At 66.7% G+C, this 20,495-nt stretch carries 19 protein-coding genes; 10 read left to right on the plus strand and 9 right to left on the minus strand.

Annotated features, from left to right (window positions below):
- The first annotated feature begins 163 nt into the window (after nucleotides 1–163).
- A complete protein-coding gene (locus ACSFBL_RS01115) occupies nucleotides 164–1,456 on the plus strand; it encodes a hypothetical protein (protein WP_435513890.1) in 1,293 nt (430 codons plus the stop codon).
- A 209-nt stretch (nucleotides 1,457–1,665) separates the two neighbouring features.
- Complete coding sequence (locus tag ACSFBL_RS01120; protein WP_435513891.1) at nucleotides 1,666–2,184, plus strand: hypothetical protein; 519 nt, start codon at nucleotides 1,666–1,668, stop codon at nucleotides 2,182–2,184.
- Between the two features lie 25 nt (nucleotides 2,185–2,209).
- Here the strand turns inward: ACSFBL_RS01120 and ACSFBL_RS01125 are convergent, their stop codons facing one another.
- From ACSFBL_RS01125 to ACSFBL_RS01135, 3 genes are read right to left on the minus strand one after another with little or no spacing between them, the layout of a single operon-like run.
- Complete coding sequence (locus tag ACSFBL_RS01125; RefSeq protein ID WP_435513892.1) at nucleotides 2,210–2,500, minus strand: hypothetical protein; 291 nt, start codon at nucleotides 2,498–2,500, stop codon at nucleotides 2,210–2,212.
- 7 nt (nucleotides 2,501–2,507) lie between these two features.
- Nucleotides 2,508–3,872 (minus strand): DUF5666 domain-containing protein, encoded by a 1,365-nt coding sequence (locus tag ACSFBL_RS01130; RefSeq protein WP_435513893.1) that lies wholly within the window; start codon nucleotides 3,870–3,872, stop codon nucleotides 2,508–2,510.
- Nucleotides 3,869–4,807 carry a DUF6502 family protein gene (locus tag ACSFBL_RS01135; RefSeq protein WP_435513894.1) on the minus strand — a complete coding sequence of 313 codons (939 nt, stop codon included), beginning with the start codon at nucleotides 4,805–4,807 and terminating at the stop codon, nucleotides 3,869–3,871. Before ACSFBL_RS01135 ends, ACSFBL_RS01130 begins: the two co-directional genes overlap by 4 nt.
- A gap of 194 nt (nucleotides 4,808–5,001) precedes the next feature.
- On the opposite strand from ACSFBL_RS01135, the gene ACSFBL_RS01140 reads away from it, so the two are divergent.
- Entirely contained in the window at nucleotides 5,002–5,355 is a 354-nt protein-coding gene (locus ACSFBL_RS01140) for a hypothetical protein (RefSeq protein ID WP_435513895.1), read from the plus strand.
- Between the two features lie 157 nt (nucleotides 5,356–5,512).
- Here ACSFBL_RS01140 and ACSFBL_RS01145 read toward each other — a convergent pair whose 3' ends face one another.
- Nucleotides 5,513–5,680, minus strand: a complete 168-nt coding sequence (locus ACSFBL_RS01145; protein ID WP_435513896.1) for a hypothetical protein — start codon at nucleotides 5,678–5,680, stop codon at nucleotides 5,513–5,515.
- Between the two features lie 830 nt (nucleotides 5,681–6,510).
- Here ACSFBL_RS01145 and ACSFBL_RS01150 point away from each other — a divergent pair.
- Both ACSFBL_RS01150 and ACSFBL_RS01155 read left to right on the plus strand, forming a co-directional pair.
- Nucleotides 6,511–7,407 carry a hypothetical protein gene (locus ACSFBL_RS01150; protein ID WP_435513897.1) on the plus strand — a complete coding sequence of 299 codons (897 nt, stop codon included), beginning with the start codon at nucleotides 6,511–6,513 and terminating at the stop codon, nucleotides 7,405–7,407.
- Nucleotides 7,386–7,973, plus strand: coding sequence for a sugar transferase (locus ACSFBL_RS01155; protein ID WP_435513898.1), 588 nt, complete (start codon nucleotides 7,386–7,388; stop codon nucleotides 7,971–7,973). Before ACSFBL_RS01150 ends, ACSFBL_RS01155 begins: the two co-directional genes overlap by 22 nt.
- An 18-nt stretch (nucleotides 7,974–7,991) precedes the next feature.
- Here ACSFBL_RS01155 and ACSFBL_RS01160 read toward each other — a convergent pair whose 3' ends face one another.
- Nucleotides 7,992–8,207 carry a hypothetical protein gene (locus ACSFBL_RS01160; protein WP_435513899.1) on the minus strand — a complete coding sequence of 72 codons (216 nt, stop codon included), beginning with the start codon at nucleotides 8,205–8,207 and terminating at the stop codon, nucleotides 7,992–7,994.
- A 162-nt stretch (nucleotides 8,208–8,369) separates the two neighbouring features.
- On the opposite strand from ACSFBL_RS01160, the gene ACSFBL_RS01165 reads away from it, so the two are divergent.
- A complete protein-coding gene (locus tag ACSFBL_RS01165; protein WP_435513900.1) occupies nucleotides 8,370–8,780 on the plus strand; it encodes a RidA family protein in 411 nt (136 codons plus the stop codon).
- Nucleotides 8,781–8,906: 126 nt separating this feature from the next.
- On the opposite strand, the gene ACSFBL_RS01170 is transcribed toward ACSFBL_RS01165, so the two are convergent.
- Complete coding sequence (locus ACSFBL_RS01170) at nucleotides 8,907–9,926, minus strand: hypothetical protein (protein ID WP_435513901.1); 1,020 nt, start codon at nucleotides 9,924–9,926, stop codon at nucleotides 8,907–8,909.
- Between the two features lie 241 nt (nucleotides 9,927–10,167).
- On the opposite strand from ACSFBL_RS01170, the gene ACSFBL_RS01175 reads away from it, so the two are divergent.
- From ACSFBL_RS01175 to ACSFBL_RS01185, 3 genes are all read left to right on the plus strand, one after another.
- Nucleotides 10,168–12,816, plus strand: a complete 2,649-nt coding sequence (locus tag ACSFBL_RS01175) for an excinuclease ABC subunit UvrA (RefSeq protein WP_435513902.1) — start codon at nucleotides 10,168–10,170, stop codon at nucleotides 12,814–12,816.
- Between the two features lie 76 nt (nucleotides 12,817–12,892).
- On the plus strand, nucleotides 12,893–15,460 hold the full coding sequence (ligD, locus tag ACSFBL_RS01180) for a DNA ligase D (RefSeq protein ID WP_435513903.1): 2,568 nt from the start codon (nucleotides 12,893–12,895) through the stop codon (nucleotides 15,458–15,460).
- Between the two features lie 14 nt (nucleotides 15,461–15,474).
- Nucleotides 15,475–16,245, plus strand: coding sequence for an exodeoxyribonuclease III (locus ACSFBL_RS01185; RefSeq protein ID WP_435513904.1), 771 nt, complete (start codon nucleotides 15,475–15,477; stop codon nucleotides 16,243–16,245).
- 36 nt (nucleotides 16,246–16,281) lie between these two features.
- Here the strand turns inward: ACSFBL_RS01185 and ACSFBL_RS01190 are convergent, their stop codons facing one another.
- The gene (locus tag ACSFBL_RS01190; protein ID WP_435513905.1) at nucleotides 16,282–16,575 is read right to left on the minus strand and encodes a type II toxin-antitoxin system RelE/ParE family toxin; all 294 of its coding nucleotides are present in this window, start codon (nucleotides 16,573–16,575) and stop codon (nucleotides 16,282–16,284) included.
- Between the two features lie 7 nt (nucleotides 16,576–16,582).
- Nucleotides 16,583–16,867 (minus strand): ribbon-helix-helix protein, CopG family, encoded by a 285-nt coding sequence (locus tag ACSFBL_RS01195; RefSeq protein WP_435513906.1) that lies wholly within the window; start codon nucleotides 16,865–16,867, stop codon nucleotides 16,583–16,585.
- A 316-nt stretch (nucleotides 16,868–17,183) separates the two neighbouring features.
- On the opposite strand from ACSFBL_RS01195, the gene ACSFBL_RS01200 reads away from it, so the two are divergent.
- On the plus strand, nucleotides 17,184–17,564 hold the full coding sequence (locus ACSFBL_RS01200) for a helicase SNF2 (RefSeq protein WP_435513907.1): 381 nt from the start codon (nucleotides 17,184–17,186) through the stop codon (nucleotides 17,562–17,564).
- A 19-nt stretch (nucleotides 17,565–17,583) separates the two neighbouring features.
- Here the strand turns inward: ACSFBL_RS01200 and ACSFBL_RS01205 are convergent, their stop codons facing one another.
- Entirely contained in the window at nucleotides 17,584–20,415 is a 2,832-nt protein-coding gene (locus ACSFBL_RS01205; RefSeq protein WP_435513908.1) for a hybrid sensor histidine kinase/response regulator, read from the minus strand.
- Nucleotides 20,416–20,495 lie beyond the last annotated feature (80 nt).

Below are 20,495 nucleotides of genomic sequence, written 5' to 3' on the forward strand. Positions count from 1 at the left end.
CAGCCTGATTGAAAACCCTTATCTTACATAACCAAGCAAATAGTTACATTTGGATGTCAGATGCTGGTCAGGTGGCCAGGTCGGCAAATACGACAACAAGCAGAAAGGGTTCGAGATGACGCGTTGGGTGAAGTTGACTGGACTGGCAGTATGGATAGCCACAGTGGCAGGCTGCGGCGGCGGCGGCGGTGGTGGCGGTTCTTTTCCCGTCCTTCCGGCGGCAACGCTGACAACGACCGTTTCCGTCAATGGCACACCGGCCACCGCGGACGGCGCCGGCCAGTACGCCGTCAAGCCGGGCGACACAGTCGAGATCACCGCGAGTTCCGATTCGAACTGGAGTGGGACCAGCGCGCAGTCCGGCGCGGTGACGCTTCGCAGCCCCTCCGTCACTTCCACGAAGTGGGCCGCTCAACTGGTCAACACGCAGACCAGCCAGGGCACATACACGGTGACCGCCAAAGCGAGCGCCAATGCAGCTCTCACCAAGGACACGGTGTTGAAGCTCGCGGGCGGCGATGCGCGCAATGGCGACTACAAGGTCTTCGCCACCAATGGAACCCAGTTGACGCTCGCGCTGAATCTCGACACGCAGACCTACGACATGACCGACCCGACGGGCGCGGTGACGTCGGGCGCCTTCACCGCGGACGCGACCGAAAGCGGCACGTACGTCTTCAAGAACCCGCGCATCGGCGCAGCGGTCAACACGGCACGGTTCAGGATGACGACGGACACGGTCGTCGGCTCCTTCCCGTTCGCGACGCTTCCCTCGTCGACGACCTACGCGGTCCAGCCCTTCATCGCATCGCGCGCGCTCGTCACGCAGCAAAGTGCCCTCGACGGCACCTACAACCGCTTCGGCATCCAGGTCAACGCAAGCACTCGCAACTCGAACATCCGTCAGGCCCAGGTGACCAACGGCGGCACGGTCTTCCTGCTGTGCAACGAAGTCGGCATCCATGCGATTGCCAAATGCCCCAGCGGCTCGGTGCTGACCTACACCGTGAGCCCCGGCGCGAGCAGCACGAGCTGGAACATCGTCAACGTCGCGGACCCTACCGACAAGGGCGCCTTCTCGATCGCGATGGTCGCCGGCCAGAACGTTTACCTTTCGGCTGGCCTGAACACTGTGGGCGACAACGTTTTTCGGGTCGGGTTGCCCGAGACCAGCGCGTGGGCAAGCAGCACCGCGCGCGGCGCCGACACGAATGGCACATGGGGCACGCTCACGCTCGATGCGACCACCGGCGCCTCCAGCTTCCTCAAGCCCGATGGCTCCTCAGCCAGCGTAGGTTACGGCCTTGGCACCATGGGCTTGATCGGCCCGCTCGGGATGCGGGGGGCCGGCACTGCGCCCAACGCCTACTTTCTGATGCAAGGCAACAAGCTGTCGATGGTGGTCGGCGCGATCGGCAACAACGGCGGATATGTCCAGCTCGGGCTGGTGGACTGAAGGCGCTTCAGAATGGCCGAGCGCGGGCACTCATCCTGACGTGCGACCCGCCGTCCAGAATGGGTGACGCCCCACGCGATCGCTTGGCCGCCGCCTACGGTCACTGCCGCAGGCGCGGTCTTCAATGCGGTCAGGATGCCGCCACGGAGGTCGTGACGGACTCTTCGTCCGGATCGTCAACCGCCTGCGTGGCTCACAGTGGATCAATGATGGAAGGCATGGGATGGTTAGGCGTCTGGCTCGTGTTCGGTCTGTTGGCCGCGCAAGAGATCGGCGGGCTCGCGACGCAATCCGCGAGCGACCCCGCGATGGTGGTCTTCTATGGCGTGGCTGGGCTGTTCGGACTCGGGATGATGGTCTGGCGCTCAGTGCGCCGGAGCGAGCCTGCGCGTCTCTATCCACCCCTCTTGCTGAGCCTGGTGGCTCTGGGAGGTCTCGCCTTGCTCCTCTATGTGAGGAAGGTTCCGCCGGGATGGATCAACACCTTGGTCGCTGCCTCCGGCTTTCTCGCCTTCTCTGCCTGTGTCATCTCCGTTGGCGCGGTCATCGCATGGCGCCGGCGCGAGGCGGACAGCGATCGACGCACCAGGGAGACCCTGGCCTGGGAACGACGAAGCCTGCTTGAGCGAACATCATCGGGTCCAACTCAGCAGTTCATCGCCGAGCTCGAAAATCCTCCGATCGACGATGACGCCGACCTGCTGCCGCCGCGACCGCCGCGACGGTGAAGGACGCATTGCGTCAGGGTGCTGTTCAGCTTCCTTGAAGCTCCTGGAATGAAGTGGTGCCCGAGTGGTCGCGCGTGCACCAGTCGTCGATGAAGTCGCGGGCCTTTGAACACAGCGCCAGTTGGGCGCTCGGGAGATCCATGCGGGAGGTCGTCAACACGACCCGGCATCGGTGCACGCCATCGCAGAGCAAGTCCGCGTGACCCGAGTAGACCTGATCGGCGAGGGTGGTCTCGACGCGTACCAGCCATCCCCGGTATTCGAAGTCGGAATCCGGCGACAGCGGTCCGGGAAGCCTGCGTCTTGTGTCTTCCATCGTTTGTTCACTCGAAGGTGACGGTCTGTGCCGTCAGCACACCGTCGACGACCTGCGACCCGTGAATGTGCACCTTCACGCCGTTGCCCAGGTTCGCCGCAGTGCCGTTGGTGAACAGCACGCCGGGGCCGCCGGCGTCCACGGGCTGCCCCTTCACCCGGAAGTCGGAAGCGGACCTGAAGGCGCCCACGGTGCCGATCAGATCGAACGACGCCGGGCCGCCGGTACCCGGCGCGTGCCGGATCTTGAGCTTCGTGGCCTTGAGGACGCCGCCCGACACTGTGCCGCCGACTTCCACCTTCACGCCATTGCCGAGCGCACGGGGCTGCCCGCCGGTGACCTGCGCGGAAGTCGCATCGACAGGGAATCCGAGCACTCGCAACGAACCCTGTCCCGCGTAGTCCGTGATGATTCCTGCGAACTGCGCCGTCGTGCCGTCTGCGGTCGGCAAGGGGTACCACCACTCCACCTGCACGGCGGCAAGCCGGCCGGCGGAGACGATGTTTGCGCGCACACGCACAATGGTTCCATTGGCGAGCGGCCGGCCGTCCGGGCTGCCGCTCATCGCCGCGACGCTGTAGTCGACCACCACGCCGCCGAGCGTGAAGGTGTGCGCCGAGGCGTCGAGGTTCTGCACCGTGCCCGAAAGAATCGGCGTGGAAGGGTCGCGCTGCTCCACGCGCGTCGCTCGCAGCACCCCCGGCGACGCCGGCAATCCCCACACCTGCAAGGTGCGTCCCGCCGGAATCGCGGCCAGGCCGGATGCATCCGCCCACACCGTGGCCTCGTCGGTCGTGACCGTCGTGCCGAAGATGACGAAGCTGCCCTGCGACAGGTCGACCTGTCCCGCGGTGCCGCGGAGGTCGGCGGCGGATTCGACCCGTCGTGCGATGCCGCTCGTGAAGTCCGCGTTCACGGGTCCGGTGACTTTCGCGGTCATGCCCAGTTGCAATCCGGCGGGCGCGTCCTGGATGTTGCCGACGGCGCTTGTCGTGTCGTAGCGCAGACCGTTGACGATGACGCTTCCGGCGCCATCGACCGCGCCGACGCCGGTGGCGTCGGCGGTGCTCACGCCGGTGCCTCCCGAGCCCACACCCGACGCGTCGTCCCCGCCCGCGGTGGTGGTCGAGCTCCCGTCATCGGCGGCAATACCGCCAATGCCGCCGCTGCCACCACTGCCCCCGTTCACGCTGTTCGCAGCAGTCGCGCCGCCCGGGCTTGCACCGCCGACAGGGACGGCCGCTGCGAGCGTCCCCGCTGCAGTTCCGACGACCGGTGCGAACGCGCCGCCGCCACCGCCACCACCTCCGCAGGACAGGAGCAAGGCGGTCCCTAGCGACAGAAGCGCAGTGCGCATCAGGTTTCCGATCATTCACTTCTCCCTGATAACTTGCTGGACGACGCCGGCGCGACCGTTCTTTCGGCCCTGGCCTTGGGTTCCGCGTCTTCGTAGTAGGTATAGATGCCAACGCGGATGCGGCCCGAAGCCTTCTCGTCGGCGGCCTCGTAGGCGTGTCTCATCTCGCGCGACAACTCGTCGTGAAGGCCACCCCAGCGCTCCCGCGCAAGTCGGTGAATGCGCTCGCATTCCTCGAGCGACAGGCCGGCCGCGAACACCGATCGCTCCAGAAGAGGCGGCTTCGGCCCCATGGTGTTCGAGACGCCCGCCAAAAGGTGATCACGCGCGTTGTCGCCCAGGAACGAAAGCATCCCCTTGAGGTCGCTCGCCGGCACGAAGCCGGCCACGGCAAGTTCGGCCGTGCCATCGACTTCGGTCGCCATGCGAAGGCGCACCAGTTCATCGAGGATGGCCCGGTGGTGTACGTTGCCTCGGCTGGCGCGTCGCGCGACGGCCTCGAAGGACGGCACGGATTCCTGTTCGGACACGATCGGCAACGAGCGATGGGCCGGGTTGTCCGCGAACATCTGGAGCCACAAGGTCAAGGTCTTGGCTTCTGCCGACATCTCCGTGTGCGGCAGCGAAGCCACGCCTTCGCGCACTTTCGTGGTCACGACCTTGCGGTTCAGTCCGGTGGTCACCGACAACTGGCTGATGTTGGGTTCGGTGCCCTTGTCGAGCCACGCACGACGTGCCTCATCCAGCAGGATGTCACGGAGCAAATCCTCCAGTTGCGCGTGCTTGACGCCGAACGCCAGCGCGAGCCTCACCAGGGGACGCAACACGCGATCGCAAGCCCCGATGACCCACACCAGCTGACCTTCCCTGCCCAGCGCCATGCTTTGACGGAGCGATGGCTGGCCACGGTCGTGCTTGGCGTTCTTCGATCTGGGGTGGTTCGTTGCCATTGGGTCTGTTTGCGAACGCTGCAGTCCGGAAGCGCCGCGCGGTCGCATGAAAGTCGGCTCCTGAAGACGGTCCATTAACCACCGGTTACCAGCGGGACAGCGCTTTCAGCCCCTGTCTTACATGCTCTCCGCAGCCACTATAAGACAAGAGCGTTACTGATGTGAAAGTTTCACATGTGTTTGAGGAGAATGCGATGGCTACCCCCACCAACCCTTGTCTGGTCCTGGGCACATCGACGCGAGGTATTGCCTTCGGAACGCTGATCGACCTTGCAAGGCTGCAGGTGGGCGCTCCGTCTGCCGAGATCTGCGACGCGTGCAACACGATCAACATGGGGTCCGCTCGCCATTGCAAATGCTGCTCGCGCCAGCTCCCGGCGTTCTACGGGACCACCGGCGACAACGTGAAAGGCCCTGCCTTGCGCAACGCGGTGTTTCCATGGCGCCTGCGGGAGACGCCGGACCGGGCGTCCGCCATGGACTTCGTGGCCTTCGCGGTGGTGATCAACCTGCTCGTGGTGATCACCGCCTCCATACCGATTCCGTGAGTCCCACGCCTCGCCTCATTGCCATGACGAAGTTCTGCGAGTCCTGCCACACCGCCAACAGAGATCCCGCAAGGTATTGCCGGGGATGCGCGGGAAGATTCACCGGCATTCGCACGGCAGCGAATGTCCCCGCGGGGCCCCTGCCTGAAGGGAGGGTTCAGAGACCCGCGAGGATGCCCAGGGTGCCGCGGCCCGCGCCCACGACGGCGCCCGCACGAATGCCTGCTGCAATGGCGAACAACCCGTTCGTCGTTGTGCGCACCACCGAAAAGCGAGAGATCGCCAGGAAGCCGATGCTCCCCGGTGCACTCGACCTGCCCGTCATGCTCCTCCTGACGGTGGTCTTCCTGTTGATCGCGGCGTTCGTGTTCTGGTACTGGAACCGCACGATGGAGCGCGGTCCGGCGCCCGCTCTCGAGCCGGTGGCGATCCGTGGGCAACCCTCCAAGGTGCAGGCTGCGTCCACGCCGGATCCGCACATGGAACCGCGAGCACCCGCAGCGCCGGCCGCGCCGGCCGAGGTCGAGGCGATCGATCAACCTGCCGAGCCTCTGGCCGCGGAGGCACGAACCACGGAGCCACAGGTCGCCGATGCCCAGGCCGCAGAATGGGCGGAGCAATCCCCGCGGGCACCACAGCCGGTCCAGCAGGCCGAGGCAGTTCCTCCCATCGAAGACGCACGGGTTCCTCCGGCACCGACACCAAGAGCGACGACAGCATCGCAATGGGCTGGTGCAGGCACACTGCAGCGCGACCGGGGCGCGGCGAGGACTGTCAGCGTGCCGCGCGCCATCGCAGGTGGCCGCCAAAAAGCGGCACCGCCCGTCGTCGCCGAGGTCCAGCGTTCGACTCGAACGGAGCAGCCAAGGGCCGACAGCCCCGCGTCGGTAGCGCGCCCGACCGGGCCGGCTCTCGTCGGCAGCGCGACGAGTGTCGCGACCCATTGCGATCGCTACAACCCCTTCGGTGAAGCCCCCTGTTTCAGCACGCCGATCCGAGGGGCGCAAGCGGCGAACTCTCCAAGCGGGGTTGCCCCGGGCGCATCGATCGGTCAAGCCGCGACTGGGATCGCGATATCCAAGGGCTCGGCGCCGGTCGGAGGTTCGGCGATCGCCAGCAGCGCACCCGACCCGGGGGGTAGCACGAATGCGGGCAATGGATCAGTCGGCGGTGCCGCAGCAGGTGTTGCAAGCGGCGCTGCTGCCGGTTCCGCCAGCGCAGGTACAAGCAGCGGAGCGGGCGCAGGAGCCGGTGCTGGTGGAGGCGGCGCAGGAGCCGGTGCTGGTGGAGGCGGCGCAGGAGCCGGTGCTGGTGGAGGCGGCGCAGGAGCCGGTGCTGGCGGAGGCGGCGCAGGAGCCGGTGCTGGTGGAGGCGGCGCAGGAGCCGGTGCTGGTGGAGGCGGCGCAGGAGCCGGTGCTGGCGGCGGCGGTGCAGGAGCCGGTGCTGGTGGCGGCGGCGCAGGAGCCGGTGCTGGTGCCGGCGGCGGACCTGGTGGCGGCGGCGGACCTGGTGGCGGCGGCGGACCTGGCGGTGGCGGCGGACCTGGCGGTGGCGGCGGACCTGGCGGTGGCGGCGGACCTGGCGGCGGCGGCGGACCTGGCGGTGGCGGCGGACCTGGCGGTGGCGGCGGACCTGGCGGTGGCGGCGGACCTGGCGGTGGCGGCGGACCTGGCGGCGGCGGCGGACCTGGCGGCGGCGGCGGACCTGGCGGCGGTGGCGGACCTGGCGGTGGCGGACCTGGCGGCGGCGGCGGACCTGGCGGCGGCGGAGGTGGCCCCGGTGGCGGCGGTGGACCCGGCGGCGGCGGAGGTGGCCCCGGTGGCGGCGGTGGACCTGGTGGCGGCGGTCCCGGCCGCTGACCGGCCGCGCGACTCTTCTTGCGGACTCTTTCAACTCATCAAAAGACGATCATGTTTCCACCTCAGCCCGACACAAGCTCGCCAAGCTGGCCGTACCTCGTCGCCCTTCACACGAAAACGCTTCCCGATCCCTGCTGCCTCACCTTCTCGCAGCGCACGCTCAAGCGTTCGATGGACATCCTCGGCGCGTTGATGTTCTTCGTGTTGCTCGGGCCGCTTTACCTGTTCATCGCCGCGGCCGTGCGCATCGGAATGGGGGGTCCGGTGCACTATTGGCAGACTCGCCTGGGTCAGGGCGGCCGCGCCTTTCGCTGCTACAAATTTCGCTCGATGGTCAGGGGCTCGGATGACGTCCTTGCGCGGCATTTGCAGAGCGATCCGGCGGCGCGAAGTCGATGGGAAGAGTTCCAGAAGCTGGACGACGATCCACGCGTCACGCGCGTGGGGCGGGTGATCAGAAGACTGAGCCTCGACGAACTGCCACAGTTCTTCAACGTGCTGAAGGGCGACATGAGCCTGGTTGGTCCTCGTCCCTGCATGGTTCGCCAGCGCAGCATGTACGGCCCCGGATGGGTCTACTACTGCCACATGCGGCCCGGCATCACAGGCCTGTGGCAAGTGAGCGGCCGGAACCGACTGCCCTATGCGGCCCGGGTCGCCCTCGATGCGCGGTACGTGTCCGAGTGGTCGTTGCTGCTGGACGTCAAGATCATCGCGCGCACCTTCTGGGTGGTCCTGACCGGCGACGGGTCGTCCTGATCGGGTCAGCGCCTCGGGTCATGCATAGGCATTGGTTGTCGAGCCGACCTTGGCGAGACCGGGCGGATTTCTCTTCGTCAGTTTCTCCAACGCCTTGCGCAATCGGGGTGCGGCGAAGTCGATGAAACAACGGGACTTGGCCGGCAGCCTGCCCTGCCCTGCATGCACCAGGCCCACAGGCACAGGATTGGGGTCGAACTGCCGCAGTATCACGATGGGTGCAGCGATCACCAACTCACCCCTGGGTTTGCTGAACTCCCCCGCCGCGGCCCGCTTGGCAGGCCATCCAGTTCGAAGCGGGCTGCCAGACTTTCCGGAAGCCGGTGGACCCGTTGCGTGGGCGCGACCTCGAGGCGCGTAATCTCGGCCGTTACGACTGACTTCCGAGTCCAAACCATGAAGCGAGAAATCATCCGCGTCGAGCCGCTGTCCACCTACCTGGAGAACTGGAAGGCGCCAACTTCCGTCGTCACTCGGCATGGAGACACGGTCTACGTGTCGGGCCTGCCGCCCTTCGATCCGGCGACCGGCCAGGTCATCGATGCGCCGATCGAGCGGCAGACCGAGATCGTGCTGGAGCAGATGAAGCTGTGCCTGGAAACCGCGGGCTCATCGCTGGAGCTCGTGCTCAAGTGCAACGTGTACTGCACCTCGATCGAACACTTCGCGACGGTGAACGAGATCTACAGGCGTTTCTTTCCGAAGGACCCGCCGGCGCGAATCTTCGTGAACGTGCCCGCCTGGCCGGGCCGTTTCGACATCGAGATCGATTGCATCGCGGCAGTCTCGGCGTCCGGCCAGGCGTGACAACAGCGGCGCCGGCAGGCGTCAATGGAAGAACAACGCGATCAGGATGATGATGGGGATGGGTACCCCGAGGAAGAGAAGCAAGAGTGAGCGCATGAGGGTTCTCCTTGAGTTTGATTGAATGAATCAGAGGTCCCGACGCCGACCGCCGTAGGTCGCTGCAAAGCTCGCCACGAAGGCGCCGATCAGCATCGAAACGACGAGCCAAAGGGAGGCATAGGCCGAGGCCTTGCGCGCCGCATCTGCCGCCTCCTGCGCCTTCGTCTTCGCGTCGTTGAGCGCCGCCTGCGCCTTGGCGTAGGTGTCGTTCACGCGCTTCTCGGCGTCCTGCTGGCTCATGCCTGTGCGCTGCGCCACGACGCGCGCCACGTAGGTCGTGTCGGCGGCCGGCAATGCACCGGTGCGAATGCCATTCATGAAGATGCGGCTCACTTCAGCCGTGGTCGCCGCGTTGCTGCGCTCGGGGGTGCCGGACGTGTCAGCCGGTGCGCCCGGTGCCGCTGCGGCGGTGCCGTCGTTCGGGGCCGGAGAGCCTGTGGCAGCGCCGGCGTCGCGACGGAACAATGAGTCGATGAAATAGCCGACCGGGCCGCCTGACGAGTCACTGGCGGAGGCTCCTGCAGCGCCTGCAGCGCCAGCGGCGGTGCCTGCGGCAGCCGTCGCCGCACCGCCCGCAGCCGTCGCGCCCGCCTGGGCACCGGCGCCAACGATCGACCCAACGGCCGAGGCCAGGAGCGCGGCGCTCAACAGCGTTGCGACAGCCCACGCCAGGAAACCATGCGCGGTGTCACGGAAGTACACCTCGTCGGTGTGCGCGCCCGCCCATTTGGTGCGAAGCCGGCCAGCGAGATAACCGCCCATGCCCGATGCCGCAATCTGGGTGAACGAAAGCCAGAGGATGGAAGCGAAACCGAGAGCGGCCGCGCTGGCACCCCGGGACGCCCAAGGACTGGCTGCCGAGAGTCCAAGGCCAGTACCGAGCAGGAGAAGAACCAGCGACAAGGCCGCGGCCCCGGCCGCCCCCGCGAAGATGGCGCCCCATGAGACGCCACTGCCGCTGCTGACGGCCACATCGCGCGTGGACAGATCCGTCACGCGGGCAACGCCGGGCGGCGATAGGGAGGGATTTGCGCTGTAGGTGTCCATGGCTGCTCCTAGTTCGTGAAGGCTGCAATGTTTCATTTCGGTGCGCACGCTTTTGGTCATCCACTCGCCACTCGTCGAGTAGGCGACGGGCTTGCATGGGGGAGCGACGCTCGGGTGCATTCGCGTGCGCGGATGAGGCCGCGACTGACAAGGCGACCCTGCGAACGAGTGCAAGGTGCGGAGCCTGAGCAGGTGCCCTCTATCGCAGTGATCCTACGAACGATGCCCCAGAAGAGATCCCATGGTTGACGATGCCGAGCACAACAAAGACCGCCCACAGACAGACCCCTGCGTCCGCGTCCGCGGCGCGCGCGAACACAACCTGAAGAATGTGGACGTCGACTTGCCGCGCGATGCACTGGTCGTGTTCAGCGGCGTTTCCGGCTCGGGCAAGTCCTCGCTGGCCTTCGGCACGCTCTACGCCGAGGCGCAGCGGCGCTACCTCGAATCGGTCGCGCCCTATGCACGCCGTCTCATCGACCAGGCCGGCGTGCCCGAATTCGATTCGATCACAGGCCTGCCGCCCGCCGTGGCCTTGCAGCAGCAGCGGGGCACGCCCAGCGCGCGTTCCTCGGTTGGGAGCGTGACGACGATTTCGAGTTCGTTGCGCATGCTCTATTCGCGCGCCGGCACCTACCCGGCGCGCCAGCCGATGCTGTACGCCGAAGACTTCTCTCCCAACACCGTGCAGGGCGCGTGCCCCACGTGCCACGGGCTGGGGCGCACCTACGAAGTGACGGAACGAACGATGGTTCCGGACGATTCGCTGACGATTCGCGAACGCGCCATCGCTGCCTGGCCGCCCGCGTGGCATGGGCAGAACCTGCGCGACATCCTCGTGACGCTCGGCCATGACGTCGACACGCCGTGGCGCGACCTGCCGAAGAAGGTGCGCGACTGGATCCTCTTCACGGACGAGCAGCCGACGGTGCCCGTGTACGCGGGGTTCACGCCCGCAGAGACCCAAGCCGCACTGCGCAGCAAGATGGAACCGAGCTACCAGGGAACGTTCACGGGCGCCCGCAAGTACGTCCTGCACACCTTCGCAACCACACAGAGCGACCTCATGAAAAAGCGCGTCGCCCGGTTCATGGAGCCGAGCGCATGCCCCACCTGCAAGGGACGCCGGCTGAAGCGCGAGGCCTTGTCGGTGACTTTCGCGGGGCATGACATCGGCACGTTGTCGCAACTGCCGCTCTCGGAACTGGCCGAGGTACTGGCACCGGCGGCGGGTGGATCGTTTTCCGGGAAGCCCGATGCCAACGTGCTCAGCCGCGATGCAGCCAGGCGTGCCACGGCAAAGCGCGTAGCCGCTGGCGGGTCGGCGCATCTTGCGGCCCCGGACGTTCGGCACACGCCGGCACTCTCGGAAGAAAAGCGCATTGCTGCACAGCGCATCGCCCATGACGTACTCCAGCGCGTCACGACCCTGCTGGAACTCGGGCTCGGCTATCTGTCGCTCGACCGCCTCACGCCCACGCTATCGCCTGGCGAACAGCAACGGATGCGACTGGCCACCCAGATCCGCTCGAATCTGTTCGGGGTCGTCTACGTCCTCGACGAACCCTCCGCCGGCCTGCACCCCGCAGACAGCGAGGCCCTGCTGACTGCGCTGGACCGGCTCAAGGCGGCCGGCAATTCGCTCTTCGTCGTCGAGCACGACCTCGACCTCATGCGGCGTGCCGACTGGCTCGTCGATGTCGGCCCCGACGCGGGCGAAAAGGGAGGCCAGGTACTCTTCAGCGGCCCACCGGCCGGACTTCGAGCCGTCAAGGCCTCGCATACCGCGCGCTATCTGTTCGACACGGCGCCCCTGCCGCCCCGCACGCCGCGCGAGCCCGCGGGCTGGCTCGCCCTCGCGCAAGTCAGCTGCAACAACCTGACCCGACTCGACATCGAGTTTCCGCTCGGCGTGCTCACCGCCGTCACCGGGGTCTCGGGCTCCGGCAAATCCAGCCTGGTCACGCGGGCCTTGACGGAACTCGTCGCCGCGCACCTCGGCCACGAGGCCCCACAGGACGAGGAAGACCGCATCGAGGCCGCGGCGCAAGACCGCGTGACGGGCCACATCGCGCGTGGCGCGGAATCGCTGCGCAGGCTCGTGCATGTCGACCAGAAGCCGATCGGCCGTACACCGCGGTCCAATCTCGCCACCTACACCGGCCTGTTCGATCATGTGCGCAAGTTGTTCGCCGCCACGCCCGCGGCCAAGGCGCGGCGCTTCGATGCAGGCCGCTTCTCCTTCAACGTGGCCAAGGGGCGGTGCGAGACCTGCGAGGGCGAGGGCTTCGTCAGCGTGGAGTTGCTATTCATGCCCAGCGTCTACGCGCCCTGCCCGACTTGCCATGGCGCACGCTACAACGAGAAGACACTCGCCATCACCTGGCGGGGTCAAAGCATCGCCGACATTCTCCGCATGACCGTCGACGAAGCCGTCGGATTCTTCGTCGACGAGCCCGCGGTGGAACGTCCGCTGATGCTCTTGCAGGCCATCGGACTTGGCTACCTGCGGCTGGGCCAGCCCGCCACGGAGCTTTCGGGCGGCGAGGCCCAGCGCATCAAGCTCGCGACCGAGCTGCAGCGCGCGCAACGGGGCAACGGTCTCTACGTGCTCGACGAACCGACGACGGGACTCCACCCCTCCGACGTCGACAAGCTGATGCTGCAACTCGACAGCCTGGTCGCTGCGGGCAACACGGTGATCGTGGTGGAGCACGACATGCGGGTCGTGGCCGCGTGCGATTGGGTGATCGACATGGGGCCCGGCGCAGGCCAGGAAGGCGGCCGGGTCGTGGTGGCCGGAGCGCCTGCAGAGGTGGCCGCTTCGGCGGGCAGCCTCACGGCGCGGTACCTCGCGCCGGTGCTGCACGGTCGGTCGCAGAAGCGCTAGCCGGTCGCTCGACGACCGCGCGGCACCGCGAGCGTTCATGCTCGACACGTCCCACGAATCACTCTAGATTTGTCGAATGGCCGACCGCGACAATTCCGCCGATCCTCTCGAGAGGTACTGGAGCAAGCGCGACTTCGCGATCACGTCCGAGCCGCGCGGAGAGCGCAAGGCCGGCAAATCGCGGGCCCTGTCCTTCGTGATCCAGAAGCATGCGGCCAGCCGCCTGCACTACGACTTCCGCCTCGAGCTCGACGGCGTGCTGCTGTCATGGGCACTGCCCAAAGGTCCGAGCTTCGACCCCAGCGAGAAGCGGATGGCCATCCACGTGGAAGACCATCCCCTGTCGTACGGTTCCTTCGAAGGGACGATTCCGCCGAAGCAATACGGCGCCGGCACCGTCATCGTCTGGGACAACGGGACGTGGGAGCCCGTCGGCGATCCTCGCGATGGTCTCGCCAAGGGCAAGCTGCTCTTTCACCTGCACGGCCAGAAGCTGGCGGGCCTGTGGGAGCTCGTCAAGATCGCGAAGGGCGGCGAGAGGCAGGAGCCGTGGATCCTGTTCAAGAAGCGCGACGGGTTCGCGCGGCCGAAAGCCGAGTACGACGTCGTCTCCGCCCTGCCCGACAGCGTGATTGCCAAGCCGCTGAAGAAGGCCTCCGCAAGTGCGGAAGCGATCTCGACCTCTCGCAAGCCACGGCGGAAGGTGCAGGCCGACAAGGGGCTGCCGGGCGCCGTCACGGCCCCTCTGCCCGCGAAGATGGACCCGCAGCTCGCCACGCTGGCCACCGGGGTACCGGCGTCGGGCGACTGGATCTACGAGATCAAGTTCGACGGCTATCGCCTGATGACGCGGATCCAGGACGGAAAGGCGACGCTGGTGACCCGGGGCGGCCACGACTGGTCGGCGAAGATGCCGACGCTCGCGCGCGAACTGGAGCAGCTCGGCGTTCGATCCGCCTGGCTCGATGGCGAGATCGTGGTGCTCGACGAAAAGGGCCTGCCGAAATTCAATGCCCTTCAGAACGCGTTCGACCGCAAGGCGAGCACGGAGCAGATCGTCTACTTTCTGTTCGACCTTCCCTATTTCGAAGGCTACGACCTGCGGGAGGCGCCCCTGGGTGCGCGCCGGCAACTCCTCGAGGAATTCCTCAAGGAGCGCGGCACCGATCGGATTCGCTTCAGCGCGGCCTTCGACGCCGATCCGGCGTCGATCCTGGCTTCCGCACAGCGCATCGGTCTGGAAGGCGTGATCGCCAAGCGCACCGACGCGCCCTACGCCTCGCGCCGCACCGAGGCATGGTTGAAGCTGAAGTGCCAGTTGCGCCAGGAGTTCGTGATCGCCGGCTACACCGATCGGGCGGGTTCACCGTCGCAGATCGGGAGCCTGCTGCTCGGCGTGCATGCGCCCAACGGCGACCTCGTCTCGGTGGGAAGCGTCGGTACCGGATGGGACGCCAAGGAAGCCGCATCGCTGAAGAAGCGGCTCTCGAAAATCGAAGCCGACAGGGCGCCGTTCGCCGCGGGCGTGGCGAAGCCCGGTCGCTGGTCGAAGCGTGCAGCCGGCAGCGAACGGTGGGTGGTGCCGAGCCAGGTGGCCGAGGTCGCCTTCTCGGACTGGACGCCGGATGAACAGATCCGGCACGCGTCGTACGTCGCGCTGCGCATCGACAAGCCCGCAGGCGCCATCGTGCGCGAGACCGCCACGCAGATCGGCGCCGGGCCGATCAAGACGGCGGGCAAGTCAGCCGTCGGCGGGATCAAGGTCAGCAACGCCGACCGGGTGATCGATCCCGGCTCAGGGCTGACGAAGCTGGACCTCGTGCGCTATTACGAGTCGATCGCGGAATGGATGCTTCCGCACCTCAAGGGACGGCCCTGTTCGCTGGTGCGTGGACCGTCGGGCATTCAGGGCCAACTGTTCTTCCAGAAGCATGACGAGAAGATCAGCATCCCGGGCATCAAGGAACTCGACCCGGCACTCTGGCCGGGGCATGGCGCCCTGCTGGAAGTCGGGTCGGCGCAGGCGATGGCCAGCGCTGCGCAGATGAACGTGATCGAGTTCCACACCTGGAACTCGACGGCAAAGGCCATCGACAAGCCCGATCGCATGATCTTCGACCTCGATCCGGGCGAAGGCACCTCCTGGCAGCACGTGCAGGATGCCGCCGTGCTGGTGCGCGCGCTGCTGTCCGAGCTCGGCCTCGAAGCGTGGCTGAAGACGAGCGGCGGCAAGGGGCTGCACGTGGTCGTTCCACTCGCGCCCCGTTTCGACTACGAGACCGTCAAGGGTTTCTCGCAGGCGATCGTGCAGCATCTGGCGCGGGCCATTCCGACCCGCTTCGTCGCGAAGAGCGGGCCTTCGAACCGGATGGGAAAGCTGTTCGTCGACTATCTTCGCAACGGGCACGGTGCCACGACCGCGGCTGCTTTCTCGGCACGGGCTCGTGCCGGCCTCGGTGTGTCGATGCCGGTGTCGTGGGACGACCTGGGCAAGCTCAAGAGCGGCAGCCAGTGGACGATCGCAACCGCGCGCGAGCACCTGTCCTTCCAGATGGAAGATCCGTGGAAAGGCTACTGGGCGAAAAAGCAGAGCCTGAACGCCGCGATGAAGGTCCTCGGCTTTTCGGCGCGCCGGCCCGGCTGACCTCGCTCCACACGATGAGGATCGCCACCTACAACATCAACGATGTGCGCAAGCGCATCGGGCCCCTGCGTGCGTGGCTCGATGTCACGGCCGCGGATGTGGTGTGCCTGCAGGAACTCAAGTGCACCGAGGCCGAGTTCCCCTTCGATGCGATCCGGGAGATGGGCTATGAGGCGTTGGTCCACGGCCAGAAAAGCTGGAACGGAGTCGCCATTCTGGGCAAGGGCGTGGCACCCATCGAGATCCGCCGACGTCTGCCCGGCGGACCTGATGACCGACAGGCGCGATACCTGGAAGCTGCCGTGCACGGCCTGGTGATCGCCTCCCTGTACATGCCGAACGGCAACCCCCAGCCCGGCCCCAAGTTCGACTACAAGCTCGATTGGTTCGACAGGTTCGACCGGCACGCCGGCTCGCTGCTTTCCTCGGGGCATCCGGTCGTGCTCGCCGGCGACTACAACGTGGTGCCGACGGACGCCGACATCTATGCCACCCGATCTTTCAAGGACAACGCACTGTTGCAGCCGGCACCGAGAGCGGCATACCAGCAACTCCTCGATGCTGGCTGGGTCGACGCATTGCAGCGCCAGTTCCCGACAAAGCCGGCCTACACGTTCTGGAGCTACCTTCGCAACCGATGGCCGCGCGACGCCGGCATGCGCATCGACCATCTGCTGTTGAGCCCGTCTGCGAGCCGACGGATGCGGCTGGCCGGTGTCGATCGCGCGGTGCGCGGACTGGAAGGCGCGAGCGACCATGCGCCGGCGTGGGTCGAATTGGAATGACGGACGCGCCAAGCGAGCGTCCGCGCGGCGAATCGATCAATGCTTGAAACCAGACTCTCGTTGCGCGCGAACTGCCAATACAAAAACCGTATCGATTTCGGCCAGGTAGCGATACAACGCGACACAGCCCCGCACGCCCTTGCCGATCACCAATTCCCGTTTGCCCTCTTTGACCGGCCTGCCGATTCGAGGACTGTGGGCGAGGACCTGGATAGCCTCGATGACTTCTTCGACACGCTTCGCGATGTCCACCGCGTCGAACTGCGTCATGTGCTCCAGGAAGCGGTCAAGATCATCAAGAACTTCGGGCGCAAGCTCGACTCGAGCCATGACCCGATCAAGGCGCCGGCTGTCGGGCTGTGGGCCGACGCGCTTTCTTGCCGCTCGCTCGGGCCTGCAAGTATTCCTTCGCGTCCGACCAGGCCACCGATTTGCCGGTCCGCTTCAATGCGACCCACCGCTCGTCGGCAATTCGATGCAACTCGTGATCCGTCTCGACGCGCTCCACCGTCTCGGACAGCGCATCCAGGATAAAGGCGTGTGAGGACTTTCCGGCTCGGTCGGCAGCAGCGGCGATGCGCGCCTTCAGGGCATCGTCCATCCGGATCGTGGTCGTGGACATGGGCTTCCTGGATCTAGTGAGTGTCTTGACCGGAATGTAGCACATTTGTGTCACAGCCACATCGCCATCCGCAGCCCACCCACTCGCTGCCCTCACACGCCCATCAGAATGCCCGCCCACAATTGTTTCCGCCACAGAAAAACCGCGGTTCAAAGGACTACGGGTTTTCACCAGGTTTTCCCCGCAAACTTCGTCCCACAGGCCAGCCGACAAGCTGATCTGGGTGAACAGGGCACCGAGCGAGGTGGCCGCCAAGACGGCGGTGACCCACCCAAGACCGGTTCGACTTCGTCCAAATCATTTGAAGGAAATCACCATGAACACCGCATCCAAGCTTCTCTCCGGTTTCGCCCTCGCGATCATTGCTGCGGCCGGCGTCCACGCCGAAACCTATGACGGCGTCCACGCGCCGGTGTCGGCCAACAACCGTGCGGACATCAAGTCGCAAGCCGTCGTCGCGGCTCGCAGCGAAAACCCGTACGCGGAAGGCGCTTCGGCCGGCGTGCCGCAGGTGACCGCCAGCGTGGTCGATCGCTCCAGCGTGCGTTCGCAAGCCGTCGTGGCGGCCCACAGTGCGGACCCGTATGCGGAAGGCGCCTCGGCAACAGTCGCTCCGATCCTGGCCAGCACGGTCGACCGCGCGAGCGTTCGCGCCGAAGCGCGCGCAGCGGCCCGCAGCAACGAGCTCGCGCTCTGAGGCAAACCGGGCGCGTTCGCTAGCGCTCGACCCGCCGTAGCAGCGCCAGCACATCATCGAGCGCAACGGGCTTGACGACGTGATGGTCGAAGCCCGCGTCGCGCGTGCGCTCGCGGTCGTGCTTCTGGCCCCAGCCGGTCTGCGCGACGACGAGGGGACGAAAACCCCAGTCCGTCGCGCGCAGGCGCCGGCAGACCTCGAATCCGTCCATCTTCGGCATGCCAAGGTCCAGCAGCACGACCTCCGGCCGCACGGATTCGGCCAGGCGCAACGCCTGCTCGCCGTCGTAGGCGACATCGACCGCGTGGCCCTCGGCGCGCAAGGCCTCGGCGAGGCTGTCGGCCGCATCCTGAAGGTCGTCGACGATCAGCACACGGCGTGCGTCCTGGCGCACCACCGGTACGGTTTCCGAAGGACTTGAAGGCGGCGGCGCCCGACGCGCGGCCAGCAGCGGCAGCCGCACCTCGAAGCTGCTGCCCCGGCCCAGGCCTTCGCTGCGCACGAGGATGCTGCCACCGTGCATCTCGACCAGGCCCTTGGCCAGCGCAAGCCCGATGCCTTGGCCGCCCTGCGAGCGGTTGGAAGCCGATTCCACCTGGCCGAACATCTCGAAGATCTGCGGCATGTGCTGCGTCTCGATGCCGATGCCGTTGTCCGTGATCGTCACCACCGCCTGCGCGCCCTCACGCACGCAAGCCAGCGACAAGGTGCCGTGCGGCGGTGTGTACTTGGCCGCGTTGATCAGGATGTTCGAGAAGATCTGTGCGAGCCGCGTCAGGTCGCCTTCCAGTTCGAGCGCCTGCCCAGGCATCGAAACGTTCAGGGTGTGATGAGCAGCCTCGACGTGCGGCGCCGCGATCTCCATCGCGTGCTCGATCGCCGTCGCGAGGTCGAGGACCTTGGGACGCAGGCGAAGCTGGCCGCGGCTGAGCCTGGACGCGTCGAGCAGGTCATCGAGCAGATGGGTCATCTGCTTGACCTGGCGCGCGATGATGTCCTGGCACCAGGCGGCTTTCGGCGCGGCCGGGCCGGATCGGCGCAGCACCTCGAGCGCATTGGCGATCGCCGCCAACGGATTGCGCAATTCGTGGGCCAGCACGGCAATGAAGCGGTCCTTCTTGCGGTCCGCCTCGCGCAGCAGCACTTCGGATTGCTTGCGCTCGCTGATATCCATCGTGATGCCGAAATTGCGCAGCACCCGGCCTTCGGCGTCGTACTCCGCCTGACCCCGATGGGCCACCCAGGCTTCGGTCCCGTCCGGACGCACGATGCGGAACTCGTGCACGAAGGGCCGGCCCTCGGCGATCGCCTCGTCGCGAAGCCGGAGAAAGGCCTCCCGTTCGTCGGGGTGGAGCAGGTCCAGCACGCTTTGCGGCGTCGGCACGAAGCTGTCCGGGCTGACGCCGAAGATCTGGTAGGTCTGGGCCGACCACCACAACTCGCCGTTGCGGAGGTTCATGTCGTAGGCGCCCATGCGGCCGACGTTCAGTGCCAGTTCCAGCCGCTCGTGCTCGATGCGCAACTGCGCCTCGGCCTGCTTGCGCTCGGTCGCATCGGCCATGATGCTGATGAGCCGTTGCGCCCGCCCGTCAGGACCGCGCGCCACCACCAGGCCCCGGCCGGACAGCCACAGCAGCGTGCCGTCGGAGCGCACGATGCGATAGTCGGCGCCAAATGAATCCTGTCGGTCGGCGAGCTTCCGAAAGTGCCCGGCAAGGTGCCGGTCTTCGGGGTGCATCGTGGCCACGTACTCGTCCTGCGCGCCGCCGACCTGCCCGCGGCCCTCCGGCAGCGCGAGGCCGAACAGCGCCATGCCTTCGGCCGTCCAGTGGCGGGTCATGGACTGGTAGTCGGTCTCCCAGGAGCCCATCCGGCCCGCTTGCAGGGCCGAGCGGAATCTCGCCTCGCTCTCGCTCATGGCCTGCTCGGCCAGGGCCCGCTCGGTGACGTCCACCCCATTGACGAAGATGCTGGTGACCTGGCCCTCGGCATCCTTGAGGGGCTGGTACACGAAGTCGACGAAGCGATCGACCGCCGGATGGTCCGATGTCTGGCGTGTCTCGAACCGGGCGCCGTTGGCCACGAAGGCCTCTCCGGTGGCGAACACCTGGTCCAGCAACTCGACGTAGCCTTGCTCGACCGCTTCCGGCAAGGCTTCGGCCACCGTCCTGCCAAGCACGGGCCGCCCGCCCACGAGGGCCAGATAGGCCGGATTCGCGAGCTCGAAACGGTGCTCGGCCCCGCGCAGCAGTGCCATGAAGGTAGGCGACTGGTCGAACAGCTGGGCCAGCTGGTTGCGCTCATCGGCGAGCTGACGCGCGGTCAGCACCTGTTGCGTGGTCTCGGTGCACACCACCAGCACCCCGCCGATGCCGCCAGGGGCGCTTTCATCGTCGATCGGGCTGTAGCTGTACGTCCAGTACACGTCCTCCACGTGCCCGTATCGGGTGATGGGAACCAGCTGGTCGATATGCCAGGTCGCGCCGCCCCCCGACATGACCTGCTCGATCTGCGGATTGATGATGTCCCAGATCTCCGCCCACACCTCGCGCGCCGGGCGTCCGAGCGATCCCGGGTGGCGCTCCGGGCCGATCGAATGGCGGTAGGCATCGTTGTAGAGACAGGCCCGCTCGGGACCCCACCAGATGTACATCGGGTGTCCGGTGTTGAGCATCAGCCGCACGACGGTGCGCAGAGACTGCGGCCACGAATGCAGCGCGCCGAGGGCCGTGCCAGACCAGTCGTGTGCACGCATCAGCGCGCCCATTTCACCGCCGCCGCGCAGGAAGTCCGGCACCTCGGCTTCGACGTCCGGGTTTTCTTGCTGCGCCCACGCACTGGTCTTGCTCATGAGAACGGGCCTCGGTCGGCCTGGAGTTATGACTCAGAATACGATGGTTGCAAGGGGCGAGGCAAAAAAAGAGAGCCATG

The organism is Variovorax glacialis (assembly GCF_051216375.1).
Lineage (GTDB): Bacteria > Pseudomonadota > Gammaproteobacteria > Burkholderiales > Burkholderiaceae_C > Variovorax.